At 41.8% G+C, this 18,797-nt stretch carries 22 protein-coding genes; 13 read left to right on the top strand and 9 right to left on the bottom strand.

Annotation, left to right across the window (positions count from 1 at the left end):
• Window positions 1-67 precede the first annotated feature (67 nt).
• The 3 genes from ubiD to KG708_RS16720 all read left to right on the top strand — a co-directional run bounded on the left by ubiD (window position 68) and on the right by KG708_RS16720 (window position 2,919).
• The gene (gene ubiD, locus KG708_RS16730; RefSeq protein ID WP_213611683.1) at window positions 68-1,534 is read left to right on the top strand and encodes a 4-hydroxy-3-polyprenylbenzoate decarboxylase; all 1,467 of its coding nucleotides are present in this window, start codon (window positions 68-70) and stop codon (window positions 1,532-1,534) included.
• A gap of 86 nt (window positions 1,535-1,620) precedes the next feature.
• Window positions 1,621-2,334 carry an NAD(P)H-flavin reductase gene (fre, locus tag KG708_RS16725; protein WP_213611681.1) on the top strand — a complete coding sequence of 238 codons (714 nt, stop codon included), beginning with the start codon at window positions 1,621-1,623 and terminating at the stop codon, window positions 2,332-2,334.
• Window positions 2,335-2,505: 171 nt separating this feature from the next.
• On the top strand, window positions 2,506-2,919 hold the full coding sequence (locus KG708_RS16720; protein ID WP_213611679.1) for a CBS domain-containing protein: 414 nt from the start codon (window positions 2,506-2,508) through the stop codon (window positions 2,917-2,919).
• Window positions 2,920-2,966: 47 nt separating this feature from the next.
• Here KG708_RS16720 and add read toward each other — a convergent pair whose 3' ends face one another.
• The 7 genes from add to cyaY form a co-directional block, all read right to left on the bottom strand.
• Window positions 2,967-3,968 (bottom strand): adenosine deaminase, encoded by a 1,002-nt coding sequence (gene add, locus KG708_RS16715; protein WP_213611676.1) that lies wholly within the window; start codon window positions 3,966-3,968, stop codon window positions 2,967-2,969.
• Window positions 3,969-4,433: 465 nt separating this feature from the next.
• On the bottom strand, window positions 4,434-5,543 hold the full coding sequence (locus KG708_RS16710) for a heme biosynthesis HemY N-terminal domain-containing protein (RefSeq protein WP_213611675.1): 1,110 nt from the start codon (window positions 5,541-5,543) through the stop codon (window positions 4,434-4,436).
• Window positions 5,540-7,381 (bottom strand): uroporphyrinogen-III C-methyltransferase, encoded by a 1,842-nt coding sequence (locus tag KG708_RS16705; protein WP_213611673.1) that lies wholly within the window; start codon window positions 7,379-7,381, stop codon window positions 5,540-5,542. Before KG708_RS16705 ends, KG708_RS16710 begins: the two co-directional genes overlap by 4 nt.
• Window positions 7,381-8,319, bottom strand: coding sequence for a hydroxymethylbilane synthase (gene hemC, locus KG708_RS16700; RefSeq protein WP_028834863.1), 939 nt, complete (start codon window positions 8,317-8,319; stop codon window positions 7,381-7,383). The genes KG708_RS16705 and hemC overlap by 1 nt, the downstream gene beginning before the upstream one ends.
• A 71-nt stretch (window positions 8,320-8,390) precedes the next feature.
• A complete protein-coding gene (locus KG708_RS16695) occupies window positions 8,391-9,296 on the bottom strand; it encodes a DUF2914 domain-containing protein (RefSeq protein ID WP_213611671.1) in 906 nt (301 codons plus the stop codon).
• A 23-nt stretch (window positions 9,297-9,319) separates the two neighbouring features.
• On the bottom strand, window positions 9,320-9,976 hold the full coding sequence (locus tag KG708_RS16690) for a dienelactone hydrolase family protein (RefSeq protein ID WP_213611693.1): 657 nt from the start codon (window positions 9,974-9,976) through the stop codon (window positions 9,320-9,322).
• Window positions 9,973-10,296, bottom strand: coding sequence for an iron donor protein CyaY (cyaY, locus tag KG708_RS16685; protein WP_013463729.1), 324 nt, complete (start codon window positions 10,294-10,296; stop codon window positions 9,973-9,975). The genes KG708_RS16690 and cyaY overlap by 4 nt, the downstream gene beginning before the upstream one ends.
• Window positions 10,297-10,444: 148 nt before the next feature.
• Here cyaY and KG708_RS16680 point away from each other — a divergent pair, with 148 nt between their 5' ends.
• The 7 genes from KG708_RS16680 to KG708_RS16650 all read left to right on the top strand — a co-directional run bounded on the left by KG708_RS16680 (window position 10,445) and on the right by KG708_RS16650 (window position 15,500).
• Window positions 10,445-10,624, top strand: a complete 180-nt coding sequence (locus KG708_RS16680) for a lipoprotein (protein ID WP_213611669.1) — start codon at window positions 10,445-10,447, stop codon at window positions 10,622-10,624.
• On the top strand, window positions 10,625-11,878 hold the full coding sequence (lysA, locus tag KG708_RS16675) for a diaminopimelate decarboxylase (RefSeq protein ID WP_024601982.1): 1,254 nt from the start codon (window positions 10,625-10,627) through the stop codon (window positions 11,876-11,878).
• 64 nt (window positions 11,879-11,942) lie between these two features.
• The gene (gene dapF, locus KG708_RS16670; RefSeq protein WP_013463726.1) at window positions 11,943-12,773 is read left to right on the top strand and encodes a diaminopimelate epimerase; all 831 of its coding nucleotides are present in this window, start codon (window positions 11,943-11,945) and stop codon (window positions 12,771-12,773) included.
• On the top strand, window positions 12,770-13,381 hold the full coding sequence (locus KG708_RS16665; protein ID WP_213611667.1) for a DUF484 family protein: 612 nt from the start codon (window positions 12,770-12,772) through the stop codon (window positions 13,379-13,381). Before dapF ends, KG708_RS16665 begins: the two co-directional genes overlap by 4 nt.
• Window positions 13,378-14,322 carry a tyrosine recombinase XerC gene (locus KG708_RS16660; RefSeq protein ID WP_013463724.1) on the top strand — a complete coding sequence of 315 codons (945 nt, stop codon included), beginning with the start codon at window positions 13,378-13,380 and terminating at the stop codon, window positions 14,320-14,322. The genes KG708_RS16665 and KG708_RS16660 overlap by 4 nt, the downstream gene beginning before the upstream one ends.
• A 10-nt stretch (window positions 14,323-14,332) precedes the next feature.
• Window positions 14,333-15,043 carry an HAD-IA family hydrolase gene (locus tag KG708_RS16655; RefSeq protein WP_213611665.1) on the top strand — a complete coding sequence of 237 codons (711 nt, stop codon included), beginning with the start codon at window positions 14,333-14,335 and terminating at the stop codon, window positions 15,041-15,043.
• 97 nt (window positions 15,044-15,140) lie between these two features.
• On the top strand, window positions 15,141-15,500 hold the full coding sequence (locus tag KG708_RS16650; RefSeq protein WP_213611662.1) for a HopJ type III effector protein: 360 nt from the start codon (window positions 15,141-15,143) through the stop codon (window positions 15,498-15,500).
• Between the two features lie 14 nt (window positions 15,501-15,514).
• On the opposite strand, the gene KG708_RS16645 is transcribed toward KG708_RS16650, so the two are convergent.
• Together KG708_RS16645 and KG708_RS16640 are read right to left on the bottom strand one after the other, a co-directional pair.
• On the bottom strand, window positions 15,515-15,934 hold the full coding sequence (locus KG708_RS16645) for a GNAT family N-acetyltransferase (RefSeq protein WP_213611660.1): 420 nt from the start codon (window positions 15,932-15,934) through the stop codon (window positions 15,515-15,517).
• A 41-nt stretch (window positions 15,935-15,975) separates the two neighbouring features.
• Complete coding sequence (locus tag KG708_RS16640; RefSeq protein ID WP_013463720.1) at window positions 15,976-16,281, bottom strand: DUF6482 family protein; 306 nt, start codon at window positions 16,279-16,281, stop codon at window positions 15,976-15,978.
• Between the two features lie 92 nt (window positions 16,282-16,373).
• Here KG708_RS16640 and KG708_RS16635 point away from each other — a divergent pair, with 92 nt between their 5' ends.
• The 3 genes from KG708_RS16635 (at window position 16,374) to KG708_RS16625 (ending at window position 18,768) form a co-directional block, all read left to right on the top strand.
• Window positions 16,374-17,066, top strand: coding sequence for a pseudouridine synthase (locus KG708_RS16635; protein ID WP_213611658.1), 693 nt, complete (start codon window positions 16,374-16,376; stop codon window positions 17,064-17,066).
• A gap of 109 nt (window positions 17,067-17,175) precedes the next feature.
• On the top strand, window positions 17,176-17,550 hold the full coding sequence (locus KG708_RS16630; protein WP_213611656.1) for a BlaI/MecI/CopY family transcriptional regulator: 375 nt from the start codon (window positions 17,176-17,178) through the stop codon (window positions 17,548-17,550).
• Window positions 17,551-17,559: 9 nt separating this feature from the next.
• Window positions 17,560-18,768, top strand: coding sequence for a M56 family metallopeptidase (locus KG708_RS16625; protein ID WP_213611654.1), 1,209 nt, complete (start codon window positions 17,560-17,562; stop codon window positions 18,766-18,768).
• Window positions 18,769-18,797: the final 29 nt, after the last annotated feature.

Genomic DNA, 18,797 nt, shown 5'->3' with positions numbered 1-18,797 from the left:
AAGTAATGACTTGGCTTGCATGAACTGGGTATAATACTTTTAACTTTTTGCTAAGTAACGGCCCACAATGAAATACAAAGATCTACGCGATTTTATCGATTTACTTGAAAAACGAGGCGAATTAAAACGCATCAGCCAAGAAATCGACCCGTATCTTGAGATGACCGAAATTGCCGATCGCACACTGCGTGCTAAAGGCCCCGCTTTATTATTTGAAAACCCGAAAGGGTATGACATGCCTGTTCTAGCTAACTTATTTGGTACACCTAAGCGTGTAGCAATGGGTATGGGCCAAGAAGATGTCAGTGAATTACGAGAAGTTGGTAAGTTATTGGCATTTTTAAAAGAGCCAGAGCCACCGAAAGGCATTAAAGAAGCCCTTGGACAAATTCCGGTATTTAAGCAAGTCCTTAATATGCCAGCCAAAGAAGTAAAAAAAGCGCCCTGCCAACAAGTTATTTTACAAGGTGACGATGTTGATTTAACCAAGCTTCCTATTCAGCATTGCTGGCCTGGTGATGCTGCGCCTTTAATTACTTGGGGTTTAACCGTTACCAAAGGGCCTTATAAAAAGCGTCAAAATTTAGGGATTTATCGCCAGCAGTTACTTGGCAAAAATAAAATTATTATGCGTTGGTTATCTCATCGTGGTGGCGCGCTTGATTTTCAAGAGTGGTGCAAAGAACATCCTGGTGAGCCGTATCCGGTATCAGTGGCATTAGGGGCTGATCCTGCCACAATTTTAGGGGCGGTTACTCCGGTCCCCGATACATTAAGCGAATATGCTTTTGCCGGTTTATTGCGTGGCAGTAAAACGGAAGTGGTTAAGTCTATTTCGAATGATTTACAAGTACCGGCCAGCGCAGAAATCGTGCTTGAAGGGCATATTATGCCAGGTGAAATGGCACCTGAAGGCCCTTATGGCGACCATACGGGTTACTATAATGAAGTCGATGACTTTCCCGTTATGACAGTCACTCATATTACTCATCGTAAAGACCCTATTTATCACAGTACCTTTACGGGTCGTCCGCCTGATGAGCCAGCTATTTTAGGGGTGGCTTTAAACGAAGTATTTGTGCCAATTTTACAAAAACAGTTTCCAGAAATCGTTGATTTTTATTTACCGCCAGAAGGCTGCTCGTACCGTATGGCCGTGGTTACGATGAAAAAACAATACCCCGGGCACGCCAAGCGCGTAATGATGGGGGTTTGGTCATTCCTACGACAGTTTATGTACACTAAATTTGTTATTGTCTGCGACGATGACATTAACGCCCGAGATTGGAACGATGTAATATGGGCTATTACCACCCGTATGGATCCTGCGCGCGACACCACGTTAATTGAAAACACGCCAATAGACTATTTAGACTTTGCATCGCCTGTCTCTGGCCTTGGATCAAAAATGGGCATGGATGCAACCAACAAATGGCCTGGCGAAACAACCCGTGAGTGGGGCGAACCTATTGTTATGGATCAAGCCACTAAAGATCGCGTTGATGAACTTTGGGATAGCCTAGGTATTATTTAACGACTTTGGTCTAGGCTATAAACTCACCCTGCGGATATGCTACTATTGCTCAAATAAAGTGCGTATCCGCTAATTTAAGGTAAAACATGCAAACATTACACGCTGACGTTGTCTCTATCAGTCCACTAACAGAATTTGTTCATAAAGTTATTTTAAAGCCGCAGCAACCCGTCACATTTGAAGCTGGCCAATATTTACAATTGGTTTTAGGTGAAAAAGATAAACGTGCGTTTTCAATTGCAAGCCGCCCTTCACAAACGGATGCTTTAGAATTACACATTGGTGCTTCAGTTGCTGACTCATATGCTATGCAATCGCTAGAGCACCTTCGTAGTGCCCACAATGATAACCAAACCGTGACTATTGAAGCGGGCTTAGGTGTTTCTCAACTACGTTTGCAGTGCGAGCGCCCCATTATTTTACTTGCTGGCGGCACAGGCTTCTCTTACGCAAAATCAATGGCCGATCACCTTGCTGAAATAAATTGTCAGCGCCCAGTGCTATTTTATTGGGGTGTTAAAGAAGAGTCTGCGCTGTATGCACACACCGAAATGCAAGCTTGGGCAGATAGCCATAAGCACTTCGAATTTATTCCTGTGGTAGAAAATCCGTCAGCTAATTGGCAAGGTCACACTGGCTTTGTACATAAAGCGGTTATGCAAGATATCATCTCGCTTGAACCTTATGATATTTACATGGCAGGTCGTTTTGACATGATAGGCATAGTGCGCGATGACTTTATTAGCCACGGAGCCATTCGCGAAAACATGTACGCAGATGCATTTGCTTTTATAAAGTAAAAGATAGCAGATTATTTTTAAGGCACCTTAAGGTGCCTTCGTTGTTTTTATTACCCGCCATTACCGCTGCGATGATTGTTATTACCTATTAAACTCATCAACATAAACAATTTCCTAAAATCCAATCTATAAACCATACTTTGTATAGAACATTCAGCGGGAGAAACCTAAATGCTAAATACAAAAGTAAAAGATTTTATGCAACACAAGTTGCCTCATATTACCCCTAATACAGAAATGACGACCGCCATTGCAGAACTACAAAAATTTAAATTGCTTGGTGCCCCAGTATTTGACGATAACAAGCTTTTAGTCGGTTTTATCTCTGAGCAAGAGCTACTTAAACCCCTAATGCAAAGCAGTTATTTTTGTGACGGTATGGTAAAAGTATCGCAGTTGATGCAAACAGAAGTTGTAACGATCAGCGGTGATACCAATATCATGGAATTAGCAGAACAAATGCAACCTGGTAAGCCAAAGAATTATCCCGTGGTTGATGGTGACGTTGTAGTTGGCATGATCAGCCGTGCCGATATTTTAAAAGCACTTTATGATAATTACGTTAGCTGTAAAACTCACATATAAACAAAAATGCCACTGTAAACAGTGGCATTTTTTAATAGTACAGGTGATTAACGCTGTGCGACTTTGGTTTTGAGTGCCTGTTTATCTGCATCACTTAAATACGCAATTTCAAGTGCATTGGCTTGCGCTTTTTCCATATCAGCTTGCGATAAACCAGCTTGTGGCGCTGCAGTTACGTATTCGTACTCAATTTCAATCCCTTCAACAGCCGGATCATCGGTATTAATGCTGGCCAAAATGCCATGATCTAAAAACTGTTTAAGCGGATGCTTAGTTAAGTCATTCACTGTGCTGGTTTGAATATTGCTGGTTAAGCACGATTCAATACCAATACGATTATCTCGTAAATAATCCATTAGCGTTGAGTCTTCAATCGCTTTAACGCCATGCCCTATTCTGCTTGCGCCAAGCTCGTTTAATGCCTGCCAAATACTTGCAGCACCCAATGCCTCGCCAGCATGCACAGTAACCGCTAAATATGCATCGCGTACTTGTTTAAAGTGATCAACAAACAGCTCGCCAGGGTAACCAATTTCGTCACCCGCTAAATCAACCGCGACCAAATCATTTTTAAAAGCAAGTAAAGCATCCAGCTCGTGTTGACAGGTTTTAACACCGTAAGTACGAGACAAAATACCAATTAAGTTTGCTTTAATATCAGCCTCTTTTGTTGCACTTTTAATACCATCGACCACGGCTTCAACAACGCCCTGAGGATGTAAACCTTGGCTTTGTGCCATGTAGTAAGGGCTAAAACGCAGTTCTACGTAATCAAGGCCTTGCGCTTGTGCATCTTCAATGTTTTCTATCGCAATTCGTCTACAGGCATCGTAATCACCTAGTACCGTAACTCCCCAATCAAGCTTTTGTAAAAATGCCATTAGGTTTGGCTCAGGATCAATAACCTGAACATGAGGAATAAGTGCCTCAACAGTATCTGCTGGTAAAGCTATATTAAACTGGCGACCTAGATCTAATATGGTTTGCGCGCGTACATTCCCATCTAAATGACGATGAATATCTAGCAAGGGTAATTTTTTATTGATCATAGGGGCTACTCAGTTTAATTAAAATTTCGCGCATGATACGCAGCTACAATTATTTTTCAAGTCTATACTAATTCACTTAATCTAGTGAGCTATTTTGAAAGAGGAGAAGCCGTGTCGATAGCAAGGCAAATATGTCGTGATTTAGTTGCTCTCGGTAATGACTGTTGCACTGCTCTTTCCCTAAATATATACGGTCGTAAATGAGGAGTTTTTAACGCAGACCACGTCTGATTTACCATCAGAATGACTGTATAGGATTGCGGTTTAATATTTAGTAATGTAAGCGGCCATATGCCTACATTTAATACGTATTTTTTATATTGATTGCTCACTTTGTACCAAAACGCCATTAACATTTTAACGATAAAAAATGTTCAAATATTTATACTGTTAAATAGCACTGGCAATACGCTTTAGATTAAACGAATATCGACCTGCGCTATATAAACTTAAACATACTGATGTTTACTGATGTAAAACAAGCGCTTTATCTAATTGTGCGCTGTGTTTATAGCTTAGTATAGCTTGTTGTCGATACTGTGATTTGTTATCGCTATTAAGCGCTTTGTCGAATACTCGTGCAGCTAAATCATAATCACCTTGGGCATTCGCTAAACACGCCAATGCTAATAATAACGCGTTATTGTGCTCGTCTTTTTTCAACCGTTCTTGAATGCTTGATTGCAACTTATATGCATTACTTGGCGCAGCTTCACGTAAAATGTCGGCAAGTTCAGTGTGGTGCTTAGCATGTTTGAGCATTTTAATTAACTCGTTTTCAATACTCGCCAACTGCCCTGTTTTTGCCATTTGAGTTAAGTACGCAGTGTGCGCATGTGCTTGCAATTTCTTACCTAATTGCTGGTACTTACTTGTTAGCTCATCACTTGCTTGAGCAGCAAAATAAGCTAAAAACACCTGCTGCCACTGCTTATCGCTCAATGCATCTTTACGTAATAAGCGCGGTAAAAAGTCTTCTAATATTTTAAAGTGCTGCTGTTGCACCAACACTTCAGTGTACAGTTTAAGCTCAAGTACCGTGGCTTTTTTAGATTCAGCCGCCATCCGTATTTGCGGTTCAATAACACTGCTGTCGCCACTGGCTAACCACAGTTTAGCCACTTTTAGTTGCTGCTCAGGGCTTATCTCAAACAAGTATTCCAGCGCCTTATCGGGTTGATTATTTGCCAGTGCAGCTTTTGCTAGTAACGCCAAACGTATGTCTAAGAATTTAGTTGGCACACTGTTACTTGATAACGCACTTTCCACTTGCGCGTAATCGTCATTAATCAAACTCCAAAGTGCTTGCTCTATAGCTGCATGCTTGCGCTCTTGGCTGCGAGCAAAAAATCCATGTTTGGTATTTCTGTAAATAGATAAACAGTAGCGTACGAGTTTGTAAGTTAAATACAAAGCTGCTGCGCTCAGTGCCGCCATAATACAAAACGAAACAATCGTACCTTCTATGGTGGTGTTATTAAATGAAATCAGCGCATAGCCTTTTTCATCTAACACGAAAGGAGTGATCGCTAATACCAATACAATAGCGACAATAAAAATGATCAACCCTATCATTGTGCCCACTCCTTAACTTGCTCAGTACTTTGCAATGTCACCTCAGGGTTAAAGTTAAGCGGCTCTTTTTCAAGGTTTACTAAAGTTTGTAGTACCACTTTTGTGGCATTATCATCTTGCTTAAAGTATTCAGTAACTAAACGTTTTGTGTCGTTTAAGGCGTTAAAATAGATGCTGGCTTGCTTGCTCATTAGCGCATCTTGCGCCTGAGTAATATTGAGCCTTATGCGCTGATTAATCAGGTGGCGCTCTCTATCAGTTAATAGCGGCTCTATTAATACCCCTTCGTGATGACGAATTGTAATAAAGCTATCAACTATTTTATTCCAGCTATTTCGGATGTTTTGTTGCCAATCACTCATATTTTCAGAGAGCGCGTTTTCGTCAGTTACTGACGCTTCTTCTGGCAAATTAACCGCATTAAATACCAAGTTATCGATACGATCTCTTACACTATTTAACTGTAAGTAAATCGCCTCTGTTGCAACGGGTTTAATGCTATCGAGCGTTTGTATGTCTTGTATAATTGCTTGGCGCAACTCAAGCGTGCCTGGGTGGTCGCTTAAAAGTGAATCTAAACGTTTAAGCACTGCACTTGTGCCTTGGTAATCTTGTTCAGCCCACAATTTAAATTCAGCCATGCGTTGTAAGCTAGTCACTTCTTGTGGGTTTAATGTGTTACCACTTTGCTGCACTTTTTGCAGTGCTGCTTTTAATGCTTGCTGATTTTTTACAGAGTTTTCATTGAGCGCCATAGCAATTTGCTCTTCGCTATTTTGTAACGCTTGCTGCAAACTGAGTTGCTCAGACTTAAGCGCTTGCAGCTCTTGCTGCAATATCTTATTTTGCTCTGTTAATGCATTAACCGCTAAATTTTGCACTTTACCGGCATTGAGCTTTTGATAAAACTCATAACCCACGCCACTGGCAACAAGTAACGAAATCACCAACGCTAAACTCCCCACCTTACTCACTTTTTGGGTATTACTTTGCGTTTGATTATTGGCTTTTGCAGTGTCATTTTTAGCGGTGTTAGACGTGTTATTGGCTATTGGCTGCGCTGCTGCTTTTTCTACTTTTGACGTCGCTGACTGTTCACTCATTTTGCTACCTTGCTGATTAATGCAGGCAAACATAGCGTGGTCGCTAGCCCCTGCCGCAGTATGTATATGTGTCGAATTTATTTTTTGCTGTTGTAAATAATCGCCAATACGCTCACTGGCAACATAAAATTCGCACTGTTGTAACCATGTTAGTTGCGCCGCGGTAAGGGTATTAAAAATGGCATCAACGGCGGCATTACTAGTAATGACTATACCGTGTACATCCTGGCTTTGCCAGTGGTCTATCCAGTCAGCGGATTGTTGCGCTACCGGCTCGCGCTGATACACCACACAATTATTTAAAAAAGCACCGCGTTGTTTTAAGGTTTTTGCTATCTCAGGTCGCCCACCAATGCCTTTAACCAACACGATATTACTGCCATCAACCTCAGCCAATGACTTAAGCGCCAGCAACCCCTCAGAGTCATGTTGTTTTGGCAGAGCCGCACGTACACCAAATACTTCATAAATGGTGTCGGCTGTTTGTTGGCCAACACCATAAAACTGCGCTTTGGTGTTAATTGCAGGCTTAAGGGCACTCAGTGCATGTACTGCATCTTGCGAAACAAAAATAATTTTGTCGGCATTAACCAACGGGCTTAGCTCAACGCTGGTTGGGGTTAAATACGTTATTTTTAGAACAGGACACAAAGACGCTTGATAACCCGCTTGCTCAAGTTGCTGTGCAAGGGCTGCGCCTTTTCCTTCGGGCCGAGTTATCAAGATGTGTTTCATTATGCGTCTCGATATACGTCAGCAAGGATTTTATCTGCGCCTTGTGCTAAGAGTTTTTTAGCCAGCTCAATCCCTAATTTTTCCGCATCATCAACATGCCCACTAATTTCATCGCGTAAAATTTCGCTGCCATCAATTGCCCCAACTAAACCACGTAAATGCACTTGCTCGCCATCAACCAGTGCATAAGCACCAATCGGAACTTGGCAGCCCCCTTCTAAGTGGCGGTTCATTGCGCGCTCAGCATTAACACGAATACGAGTTTCACTGTGCTCCAGCGGTGCTAATAAGGCTTTAGTAACTTCATCATTTATACGGCATTCAATACCGACAGCACCTTGACCATTAGCAGGTAACGACACTTCTGGCTCAATAAAGTCACGAATACGTTCACCCATTTCTAAACGAATTAGCCCAGCCGCTGCGAGTATAATCGCATCGTATTGGCCACTATCAAGCTTTGCTAAACGTGTATTTACATTGCCACGTAAGTCACGAATTTCTAAATCTGGACGCAACGCTCTAATTTGGCATTGGCGACGTAAACTTGAGGTGCCAACAATGGCGCCTTGCGGTAACGCATCAATATTGGCAAAATTATTTGAGACAAACGCGTCACGCGGGTCTTCACGCTCACAAATAACGTGTAACTCTAAATCATCTGGAAATTCGACTGGCACATCTTTCATTGAATGCACTGCAATGTCTGCTCGCCCATCAAGCATGGCTTGTTCTAGTTCTTTTACAAATAAGCCTTTACCACCAATTTTAGCCAGTGGTGTATCTAAAATAATGTCACCTTGAGTCGACATAGGCACCAGCTCTACACGCACGTCATCGTGAAAATGCTCTAGCTGCGCTTTTACAAATTCAGCCTGCCACAGTGCCAATGCACTTTTACGAGTAGCAATGCGAACTAACTTTGTTTTTTCAGTCATAAAATATCCATTAATAATTACTGGGGTCTGTTGACCTTCCAGGATTAAAACCTGTTCTATCTGAGGGCGATTTAATCAGCTAAAATTCTAAATTCTTTTTGCGCAATGAGTAAGCCTCGCTCATCAACCACATCAACGCGCCAATTCCCTAGCTGGGAATCCATAATATTTTTAGTTGAGTAAGTTCGGTAGCGCACAGAAGTAACTTTGAGCGACACTTCCGCCATCACTTCCCCTTCAAATAACCAAATGTGCTTTACCTGCTGACCTTGTAAGTTTTTAAGCTCACTAAAAAATGACAATGATTCTTCAAATTGGCTTAAACGCACATCGGCGGCAAATACATTGGTTGGTTCACGATTACTCACACTGCGCGTCAATACGGCGCGGCTAATAGTAGCTGTATCTATTTTGGCACCAATGGCCACACTCGCAACTTGTGCTGATTCAGCAAATACTTTTTGCTCAGCCGGTTTTTCACTGGCCGTTTCGGTTTCAGGCGTTTGGTTATCTGTTGCAGCCATGGCTGCTTCTTCAGGCTCAGCAGTGATCGTTGGCTCTACTTCTTGCTCAATAATACTTTGTTGAACTTCAGGCTCTGATGTTACTTGTTCGGTAATAGGAGCTGGTTTTTGCTCACCTGGGGAAAGGATTTTAGGTGCTGCAATTGCGACACTGCACAGCGGCTCCTCATCAGCATCTGTTGCGTTTTCACTCTCTGCTGATGCTGCAGTATCATCACTTAACGACACAATTGCTGTTTGTTGCTCAGTAGAATCGAACTGCTCATTAGGATGCGGCGCCCCTTGATCAGCATTCACAGCGCTAGACAAGCCGTAAATAACCGCTGCAGAGGTCATAATCACCAACATAGAAATACTCACAATCCGACGCCAATGCCACTCATAGCTCACGCTGGGTTCGCTAACCTGTGGTTCACGTTTTACATTTGCTGTTATTACTATTTTTTGACTCATTTTGACCCTCAGCGGCTCCTAAACTAACTTAAGCGAGAAATTAACCATTGGCGCACAGCTTGTAACTCTTGTGTACAAACCTGATGCCCCATTTGGTATTCTTGCCAACTCACATCCATGTTGTGCGTTGATAATACTTCAAACGCACTTCTACCCGCGCTATGCGGTACAACGTCATCTTGGCTCCCATGAGCCATAAATATATTTAGCTGTGTTTGCTTTGCTTCATCAGCCAATTTATGTGGCACACACATATAGGTTGATAGCGCCATAACGCCAGCAAGTTTTTGCTCTAAACGCGGGGCTAAATGTAGCGATATGACGCCACCTTGTGAAAATCCCGCTAAAATAATTTTGTTCGCCGGTATGCCGTTAGCAATTTCTTGCGTTATTAATTGCTCAACTTTTGCTGCAGACTCCCTAACCCCTTGTTCATCTGCACGTTTGTCTAAATCCATCGATTTAATGTCATACCATGAGCGCATGTGCATACCGCCGTTGATAGTAACGGCCTGCATTGGCGCATGCGGAAAGATAAAACGCACACCTAATTCACTGGGTAAATCGAGCTGCGGCGCTACTGGGGCAAAACCGTCACCAGAATCACCTAAACCATGTAGCCAAATAACCGTGGCTTTATGCGTCCCCTGAGCTGGGTATTGAACAAACTCTAAACTCATAGCGATGATTGCCACTTAATTTCTTGACCCGCTTGACGTGTTGACGCTTCATTGATGAAACTCCAAAACTCTGCGCCTGAGCGGTTATCAATCCATTGACCATCACGCATTTCAAAATGGTGACCGTTAAATTTTGTTGCTACCCACACTTGATGCAAAGGTGCTTGCTTATTAATCACAATTTTACTGCGATCTGGAAAAATAATTTCTAAAATACCTTGAGCCGATTCATAATCTAAATCTGCTTCACAATCATCAACTTGTTCTTCAATTGTGAACATAAGAGCTTCTGCTAACTGGTGATATTCGTGATCAGTCATCGTTAATTTCCTTTGCAGGCAAGACGCCTAAATAATGGGTGCATGTTTGTACAGCTAGTGTAACAGGAATAAAATCATCCGCGAATAGCTGCATTTTTTAGATATTCTGTTACTCTGCGATTATAAAGCCAGCAACCGTATTAATCTAATGAAAGCGACATATACCTTACAATTAAAACAACTATTAATCAGCACCGTTTTGTTGTGTGCGTTAGCTGGCTGTGGTCAAAGCGGCCCGCTGTACTTACCAGAGCTGCCTACTGACCAAAATCAGCCAACAGACACCCCCAACAAGCAAACACCTATTGAGCAAAAACAGGAGCAGTAAATGGATTTTTTTAATTATAAAAACAACCAACTATTTGCTGAAGATGTCAGCGTAGCAACGATTGCACAGCACTATGGTACACCGTGTTATGTGTATTCAAGAGCGACGTTTGAACGCCATTATTTAGCGTTTGCCAATGCAGCTCAAGATCATAAAAGCCTAGTGTGCTACGCCGTTAAAGCAAATTCAAATATTGCAGTATTAAATATACTGGCGCGACTTGGTGCGGGTTTTGACATTGTTTCAAAAGGCGAGCTCGCGCGGGTCATCAAAGCAGGAGGCGCAGCTAATAAAGTGGTGTTTTCTGGGGTTGCTAAAACCGCTGACGAAATTGCTTATGCGTTAGAATTAGGTATTAAATGTTTTAACGTTGAATCAATCTCAGAGCTTGAGCGCATTTCAGAAGTAGCGTGTGAGCTTAATCTAGACGCGCCAATTTCTATTCGTGTTAATCCTGATATTGATGCTAAAACACACCCGTATATTTCTACTGGCCTAAAAGAAAACAAATTTGGCATTGGTATCGAAACCGCGTTAAGTGTGTACCAACATGCTGCGTCGTTACCTGGCTTAAATATAGTTGGGGTTGATTGTCACATTGGCTCACAGCTGACACAAACCAAACCGTTTTTAGAGGCGCTTGATAAACTACTGGCATTAATTGATGAGTTAAAAAATGCAGGTATTGAGTTAAGCCATTTAGATATTGGTGGAGGCCTTGGAGTAACCTACGACGACGAACAGCCTCCTCACCCGAGTGAGTATGCAGCACAAGTAACACAGCGCCTTACTAATTATCGCCACCTTGAACTGATTTTTGAACCAGGGCGAGCTATTGCCGCCAACGCTGGGATTTTAGTGACTCAGGTTGAGTTTATTAAGCAAAATCAAGACAAGTACTTTGCGATTGTTGATGCGGGTATGAACGACATGTTGCGCCCATCACTTTATCAAGCGTGGCAAAAAATTATTCCTGTATCGGTGCGTGATGACGAAACACCTACCCACAACTATGATGTAGTTGGGCCGGTGTGTGAAACCGGTGACTTTTTAGGTAAAGACCGCCCTCTAGCACTCAAACAAGGTGACTTATTAGTGCAGCGTAGCGCTGGAGCATACGGCTTTACAATGAGTTCAAATTATAACTCACGCCCACGGGTTGCCGAAATAATGGTAGATGGTGAGCAACATCATCTTATTCGCGAACGCGAAACCATCGAAAGCCTATACCAAGGTGAGAAAATTTTACCATAAACGTTTTTGTTACCTAGCTGCTCTGTGGCATGATTAGCGCAGAGCAAAACCGAATTAGAGCGCTATGTTAGTTAATTTTTCCAAAATGCACGGCTTAGGTAACGACTTTGTTGTGATTGATAATATTACACAAAACGTTTTTTTATCCCGTGATCAAATCAAGAAGCTGGCCGATCGCCATTTCGGCATTGGGTTTGACCAATTACTGATGGTTGAAGCCCCTTACTCACCCGATCTCGATTTTCACTATCGGATTTTTAATGCCGACGGCCACGAAGTAGAACAATGTGGTAACGGCGCCCGTTGCTTTGCCCGCTTTGTGCGCATGAAAGGCTTAACCAATAAACATAAAATTAGCGTTTCAACTAAATCTGGTAACCTCACCCTGTATATTGAAAAAGACGGCCAAGTAACGGTTAACATGGGACACCCTAATTTTGAGCCGAGTAAAATCCCGCTTAAAGCAACCAAACGTGAGCTGACTTATATTATTCGTGCAGAAGAACATACCGTTTTTAGTGGTGCTGTTTCTATGGGTAACCCGCATTGCGTCATGGAAGTAGACGACATTGAAACGGCACAAGTGAGTACCCTTGGCCCGTTGCTTGAAAATCATGAACGTTTTCCACAGCGCGCAAATATTGGCTTTATGCAGGTTATTTCTCAAGAACACATTAAACTCAGAGTGTGGGAACGTGGTGTAAGCGAAACACTTGCTTGTGGTACCGGTGCGTGTGCCGCTATGGTGATTGGCTTTATTCAAAACAAGCTCACCAGCACAGTGCAAGTTGATTTACCAGGCGGTAGCTTACAAGTTCGCTGGAGTGGCGAAGGCCACCCAGTGCGTATGACAGGCCCCGCTGAACATGTATTTGATGGGCAAGTTGCACTATGAGTGAATTAACTAAACAGCAAGTAATAGATTACTTACAACAGCACCCTGATTTTTTAATAAATCAACCTGTGCTATTAGCGCAACTTGAGCTACAACAGCAAGTTCAAGGTGCGACTTCGTTAGTACATATTCAGCAACGTCAACTACGTGAACATAATACTCAGTTAAAGCATCAAATCGAGACGATGACCAAACATGCCACGCAAAATGAACTCGTGTACCGCTTGTTCAGTCAATGCCATCGTCAGCTTTGGAGCAATTACGACTTTAACACTCTGGCAAGTAACTTGCGTAATATTATCTGCATGAGCCCAACAATTAATGAGTGCAAACTCGTAAGATACGACAGTGCGTTTGAGGGCTTAGTAAAGCATAGATTGTCAGATAGTAATCATTATTTAGGGCGGGTAAATCAGCAAGAGCGCGACTTACTCTTTAACGATGATACCCAATCGACTGCCCTGTATTTAATTGGTGAACCCACTAACCCTTATGCTATTTTGGCTTTTGGCAGCCACGATGAGAACCACTTTGAGCCCTCACAAGATAACTTATTTGTGTTAGATTTTGTACGCTCATTACAAATACGGTTACTGGAACTGGCATGAGCGACGACACGCCAAATATTAGCGACTTAAGCGATAGCTGGCGTACACCCATTACATTATTTAGTGATTACTTAAAATTTGAACGCCAGTATTCAGCGCACACCGTCAATCAATATGTTAGCCAATTAGGTTTTGCCGCCTTGTATTTTAATAAGCTATGCGACAATTGGTTTGCCGTACAAAGTGAGCACATTCGCCGTTACAGCATGGCGCTGCGTGCTAAGCAACTGAGCGGCAGAACAATCAGCTTAAAGCTAAGCTGCATCCGAAGTTTATATAAGTTTTTAAAAGCAAAAAATATTACTGAGCAACCGCATTACCATAACCCCGCGCAAGGAATAAAAGGCCCTAAATTTGCCAAGCCTTTACCTAAAAATCTCGATGTTGACCAAATGGCACGTTTACTCGAAATACCCGATGACGATCCACTTGCCATTCGAGATAAAGCCATGATGGAACTCATGTATTCATCAGGTCTGCGCATTAGCGAGTTAGTTGGTGCTAACATGCAGGATATAAACGCCCGCAATGGTGAAATACTGGTACGTGGTAAAGGTGCAAAAGAACGCCTAATACCGGTTGGCTCTAAGGCCCTTGAGGCATTAAAAAAATGGCTAGCGGTTCGGCCGCTATTTATGGGCGCAGACGAACACGCGGTATTTTTAAGTAGTAAAAAAAACCGTATCTCTGTGCGCCAAGTCCGTTTGCGAATGCAAGAATGGGGCATTAAACAAGGTATAAGCTCACAAGTGCATCCGCATAAATTACGCCACTCATTTGCGTCGCATATTTTAGAATCGTCTGGCGATTTACGAGCAGTACAGGAGCTATTAGGCCACAGTAGTTTATCTGCAACCCAAGTTTATACACATTTAGATTTTCAACACTTGGCTAAGGTGTACGACAACACCCATCCACGTGCTAAAAAAAGAACCGATTAGGGTAATAACCATGATCCGATTTAATCGCGCAATTTCTCCTTTTTCTGTACTAAGCTTTGACTTAGACGACACCTTATACGACAACCGCCCAATCATAACCGCAGCCGTTCAGGCGCAAATTGATTATTTAAATGCGCTGCCAGGCTATAAAAAACAGGGGCCACAGTTTTGGCAACAATGCCGTGAGCGAGTTGTTCAACACCAACCTGAACTCATTGATAACGTCACTCAGTGGCGTAAACATACCCTACGCTTAGTGTTGTCTGAGCTTGGTTTTAAAGACGATGAAGTAGAGCATCATGCACACAGTGCTTATCAAGCATTTGCTGATGCGCGCAGTAATATTCAAGCGAGCGAAGACGTACTAACATTGCTCGATAAACTAAGCCAGCACTACAAATTAATTGCCATTACTAACGGTAATGTAGAGGTTGAGCGTTTTAATTTAAAAGATAAGTTTGAACTGGTGCTGCAAGCTGGCTTGCACGGTAAAGCCAAACCACATACGACCTTATTTGATCAAGCTGCAACACATTTACGTATTAAAAACAGTGATATTTTACACATAGGTGACAGCCTTGATAGCGATGTACAAGGTGCTAATAACGCTGGCTGCCAGTCTGTGTGGTTAAATAATCAAGCACAAGCCTATGCCTACAAAGGACTTGCTGATATTGAAATAACCAACATTCATGCGTTAACCCACTTAATTGGTAAATAAACTATGCTTGTTTTATTGGCTCAATTGAATATAAATCAATCATAAGATAGGTTAGGGGTAATTACTTAACAATATCTTATAATAACAAGGACAGCGTATGACGCTTACAAACTACTTAACAACGCTCGCGAATGAGCCTAAAAGCATTGGTTTTGCTGATACTATGGCCGTTATTGATGAGCATTATACTTTTACAGCGTGCAGTTTTAGTAACCATGGGTTATTGAGCTCTGCAAGTGAAAATAACGGTTCATGCAAAATTTTTGCGTTTGCTAAGCTCAATGGTCTTAGTAAACAAAATACATTGGATTGCTTTGGGGCATTTTATCGCGAAGACGTACTAAATAGCCCAGATGCAGACGATCACATGAATATTCGCACCTTTATGTTAGCGCCCGAAGCCACACCATTTTTAGGTATTAGCTTTGATGGTACGCCATTAACAGCAAAAAAATAACGCTCCAATCAGCGTTATTTAGCCACTATTAGCGGCTTTTCCATAAAGTAACGAGTGCCATTAAGTGGGTAATTATCAAGTTGGTATTTAACTTGGTAACCCCGTTTTTCATAAAAAGGCTTGGCTTGAAAATCTAAGGTGTCAAGCTGAGCCTGAGCAGCGCCTTGTTCAATTGCCGCGTGTTCTAATGACATTAATAACGAATCAGCCAAGCCATTGCCTCGTACCGATTCATCGCACCATAACCAGCTTATTAGCAACCAGTTACCAAACACATGACCGCTTATGCCTGCAACTAATTCACCTTGTTTATCGAGATATTTAAAACCAAGAGGTTGACGCTGTGCGTCGAAGTGCTGAGCATTAAACTCAACCATGTGCGCGCGCAGTGCTTGATTTAATTGCTCAGAATTATCAGGATGTAATAGGTACATTGGATGATTCCAAATAAACTTATATTAGCAAATACCTGATATTAAAACAGGTTGTTTTGCCCAAAGGGCACTTCGAGCATATTACTAGAAATTTTTTCCGGCTGACCACACATTTCATCATAAGCACTGGTGTGCCTTAACATCATCTGTGCATAGGCGATATCTTCAAAGCGTTTTTGAATATGTAATGGGCTTAGTGCCTTTACAAATTCACCATTACTTTCTTGTACGTAGTATTCAACATTATTTATGACAACAGACACTTGATACAAGGCCATTTCCAGTGAATGAACAACCACTTTTTGCAATGGCTGATGCTTTTTTAGTTCTGAAAATTGAATACCCATAGTAACCTACCTACTGTTAAATTAACTGTCTAAGTAATCGATACGCAGCTTTGCTATAATCGCGATCAATATTTTTTTAATTACACGGCATTATGGATACAAAAATTCGACTCGCTAAATACATTGCTCATGCCGGTATTTGCTCACGAAAACAAGCGTCGCGCTTGATTGATGAAGGCGTTGTCATCGTTAATAATCGCCCCGCTAATCATATTGATCATGTGGACGAAAACGACCGTGTTATCGTTAATGGCCACGCCATTAAAGGCCCAGCCGATTTAGTGTACTTTGCCTATCACAAACCGGTAGGGATTGACTGTAAACTCAATCATCACGACCCCAGCAGCCTTACTCATCACCTGCCTCAACTTACCCGTGTTTACCCTATTGGCCGCCTTGATAAAGATTCTCGTGGTTTACTTATTTTGACCAACGACGGAGACTTTTGTAATCAACTGATTCATCCAGACTTTCATCAACCCAAACGCTACTTAGTCACTGTGAATAAACCATTAGACGCGCATTTTTGTGAAAAAATGGCAGCAGGCGTCCCCGTTGATAAGCAAATAACACGACCTTGTGAAGTAGTTAAAATAGCGAGTAATCAATTTAGTATTGTTTTAAAACAAGGGCTCAACAGGCAAATACGTAAAATGGCGCATTACTGTGGCTACACAGTCATTGATTTATACCGCGTACAGATCAGTGAATTACTATTAGATAATTTAAACCTCCCAGAAAACCACTTTATAAAAATTAACAAAAACGATATTTTAAGCCAATAAGCTCACACTAATCCCCTCCCTTTAGCGTGATTAAAAAACAAAAAATAAACTTGCAAAAATAGATTACAGGTGTAGTCTTAAATAAAAGATTACACTTGTAGGCAATAAAATGATCGAATTATCAAAAGCAGAATTTGAAGTGCTGGATGCACTCTGGATTAACTACCCCGCCACAGCCAGCCAAATTATTGAGCGTTTAAGTGACGATAAACAATGGCACGAAAAAACCATTAAAACCTTATTGGGTCGTTTAGTTAAAAAAGGTGCGCTTAGCTTTGAAAAAGACGGCCGCCAATATATTTACACCCCCTTTATTGCCCGTGCTGATTACACCTTAAAAGAGAGTAAGAACTTCATAGAGCGCTTTTTTAGTGGTCGTATTGCCCCTCTGGTAAGTGGCTTCGCTAAATCGGAGCAACTCTCTCAGCAAGATATAAACGAGCTTAAAAAAGTCATTGATGACTGGGAAAAGAACCAAAAGTAAGGGATTTGCATGGTTATTCAAACAAGCTTTAATTGGCTAATAGAGCAGCAATTATTATTGAGCATTTTGTTTACAGGACTTATTTTACTTGAGCGCTTTGGCTTAAAAGCCCTTGGCTCACGCTTTGTGTATAAATTAGCTTGGTTAATACCTGTATCAGTACTGTTAGCTAATTTACCTAGTGCAATTAAACCACTGCAAAATAGCGGCATTAGTTACTATTTAATTACACCTAATCAGGTACTTACAAACAGTTTAAGTGTTAATTGGGCGCTACTGTATGTCATTATTACCACGGTCCTATTAATTGCCACGGTCGTTACCCATACCCGATTTGTTAAAGGCCTAAAGCTCACTGAATTAGCGCACTTTAAGCAATTAATAACCGGTGTAAAAACTTATACCAGTGCTCAGGTGGCTACGCCCATGGTTATTGGTGTTTTTAATAGCAAACTGGTATTGCCGTACAATTATAATACTCAGTTTGATAATGCCACTCTGGCGCTTATTTTAGAGCACGAAAACGTGCATATAAAGCGCAAAGACAACCTTATAAATGCGATGCTATTACTGGCTACAATTTTATTGTGGTTTAACCCTCTGGCTTGGATGGCTTTCGCAAGCTGTAGACGTTTGCAGGAGCTAACTTGTGATGAACGGGTACTAAGCAATAAAACCACACAGCAACAAATTTTATACAGCAAAGCCTTAATAAACTGCGCTGCCAATGCGCCAGCGGGTCTGATGGCTTATTCACACTACGGAGATAAAAAAACCATGTTACAACGACTTACTAATATCAAACATAACGGCGCACATTCGCGCCTAGCAAAAGGAAGCGTGTTACTTATCGCTGCGAGCTTGCTCAGTGGCTTAGCAGTAGCAAAGCAACCTGAAGCATCAGCTAAAAAAGAAACATCTATTGCTCCCGTAATGCGAATCGAACCGCTTTACCCAAAACAAGCGGCGGAACAAGGCATTAGCGGTTCAGTGGTATTAAAATACGACATAACCCCAGCAGGCAAAACAGCTAACATTACTGTTGTAAAAGCTGAACCAGAAGCAGTCTTTAACAAAGAAGCAAAAAGAGCACTGATGCAATGGCAGTATACGCCTTCATCAATGGGGCAACAGAATGTACTGATACAACTTGATTTTGCACTCAACAGTACAGTTACAAAAAGTGATTTAGTAGAGCGAGTTAAAATATCACATTAATAGGAATGAGTGTTTAAGACTATAAAGCA

The organism is Pseudoalteromonas sp., from assembly GCF_018402495.1.
In the GTDB taxonomy this organism is placed as follows: Bacteria; Pseudomonadota; Gammaproteobacteria; order Enterobacterales; family Alteromonadaceae; genus Pseudoalteromonas.
Note: the sequence above shows the minus strand (reverse complement) of the source record. Positions and strands in the feature narration are given on the sequence as shown.

Bases quoted from the DNA above. Each gene is read 5' to 3' on its own strand.
- ubiD (WP_213611683.1), top strand. From the start codon at position 68: ATGAAATACAAAGATCTACGCGATTTTATCGATTTACTTGAAAAACGA.
- fre (WP_213611681.1), top strand. From the start codon at position 1,621: ATGCAAACATTACACGCTGACGTTGTCTCTATCAGTCCACTAACAGAA.
- KG708_RS16720 (WP_213611679.1), top strand. From the start codon at position 2,506: ATGCTAAATACAAAAGTAAAAGATTTTATGCAACACAAGTTGCCTCAT.
- add (WP_213611676.1), bottom strand. From the start codon at position 3,968: ATGATCAATAAAAAATTACCCTTGCTAGATATTCATCGTCATTTAGAT.
- KG708_RS16710 (WP_213611675.1), bottom strand. From the start codon at position 5,543: ATGATAGGGTTGATCATTTTTATTGTCGCTATTGTATTGGTATTAGCG.
- KG708_RS16705 (WP_213611673.1), bottom strand. From the start codon at position 7,381: ATGAAACACATCTTGATAACTCGGCCCGAAGGAAAAGGCGCAGCCCTT.
- hemC (WP_028834863.1), bottom strand. From the start codon at position 8,319: ATGACTGAAAAAACAAAGTTAGTTCGCATTGCTACTCGTAAAAGTGCA.
- KG708_RS16695 (WP_213611671.1), bottom strand. From the start codon at position 9,296: ATGAGTCAAAAAATAGTAATAACAGCAAATGTAAAACGTGAACCACAG.
- KG708_RS16690 (WP_213611693.1), bottom strand. From the start codon at position 9,976: ATGAGTTTAGAGTTTGTTCAATACCCAGCTCAGGGGACGCATAAAGCC.
- cyaY (WP_013463729.1), bottom strand. From the start codon at position 10,296: ATGACTGATCACGAATATCACCAGTTAGCAGAAGCTCTTATGTTCACA.
- KG708_RS16680 (WP_213611669.1), top strand. From the start codon at position 10,445: ATGAAAGCGACATATACCTTACAATTAAAACAACTATTAATCAGCACC.
- lysA (WP_024601982.1), top strand. From the start codon at position 10,625: ATGGATTTTTTTAATTATAAAAACAACCAACTATTTGCTGAAGATGTC.
- dapF (WP_013463726.1), top strand. From the start codon at position 11,943: ATGTTAGTTAATTTTTCCAAAATGCACGGCTTAGGTAACGACTTTGTT.
- KG708_RS16665 (WP_213611667.1), top strand. From the start codon at position 12,770: ATGAGTGAATTAACTAAACAGCAAGTAATAGATTACTTACAACAGCAC.
- KG708_RS16660 (WP_013463724.1), top strand. From the start codon at position 13,378: ATGAGCGACGACACGCCAAATATTAGCGACTTAAGCGATAGCTGGCGT.
- KG708_RS16655 (WP_213611665.1), top strand. From the start codon at position 14,333: ATGATCCGATTTAATCGCGCAATTTCTCCTTTTTCTGTACTAAGCTTT.
- KG708_RS16650 (WP_213611662.1), top strand. From the start codon at position 15,141: ATGACGCTTACAAACTACTTAACAACGCTCGCGAATGAGCCTAAAAGC.
- KG708_RS16645 (WP_213611660.1), bottom strand. From the start codon at position 15,934: ATGTACCTATTACATCCTGATAATTCTGAGCAATTAAATCAAGCACTG.
- KG708_RS16640 (WP_013463720.1), bottom strand. From the start codon at position 16,281: ATGGGTATTCAATTTTCAGAACTAAAAAAGCATCAGCCATTGCAAAAA.
- KG708_RS16635 (WP_213611658.1), top strand. From the start codon at position 16,374: ATGGATACAAAAATTCGACTCGCTAAATACATTGCTCATGCCGGTATT.
- KG708_RS16630 (WP_213611656.1), top strand. From the start codon at position 17,176: ATGATCGAATTATCAAAAGCAGAATTTGAAGTGCTGGATGCACTCTGG.
- KG708_RS16625 (WP_213611654.1), top strand. From the start codon at position 17,560: ATGGTTATTCAAACAAGCTTTAATTGGCTAATAGAGCAGCAATTATTA.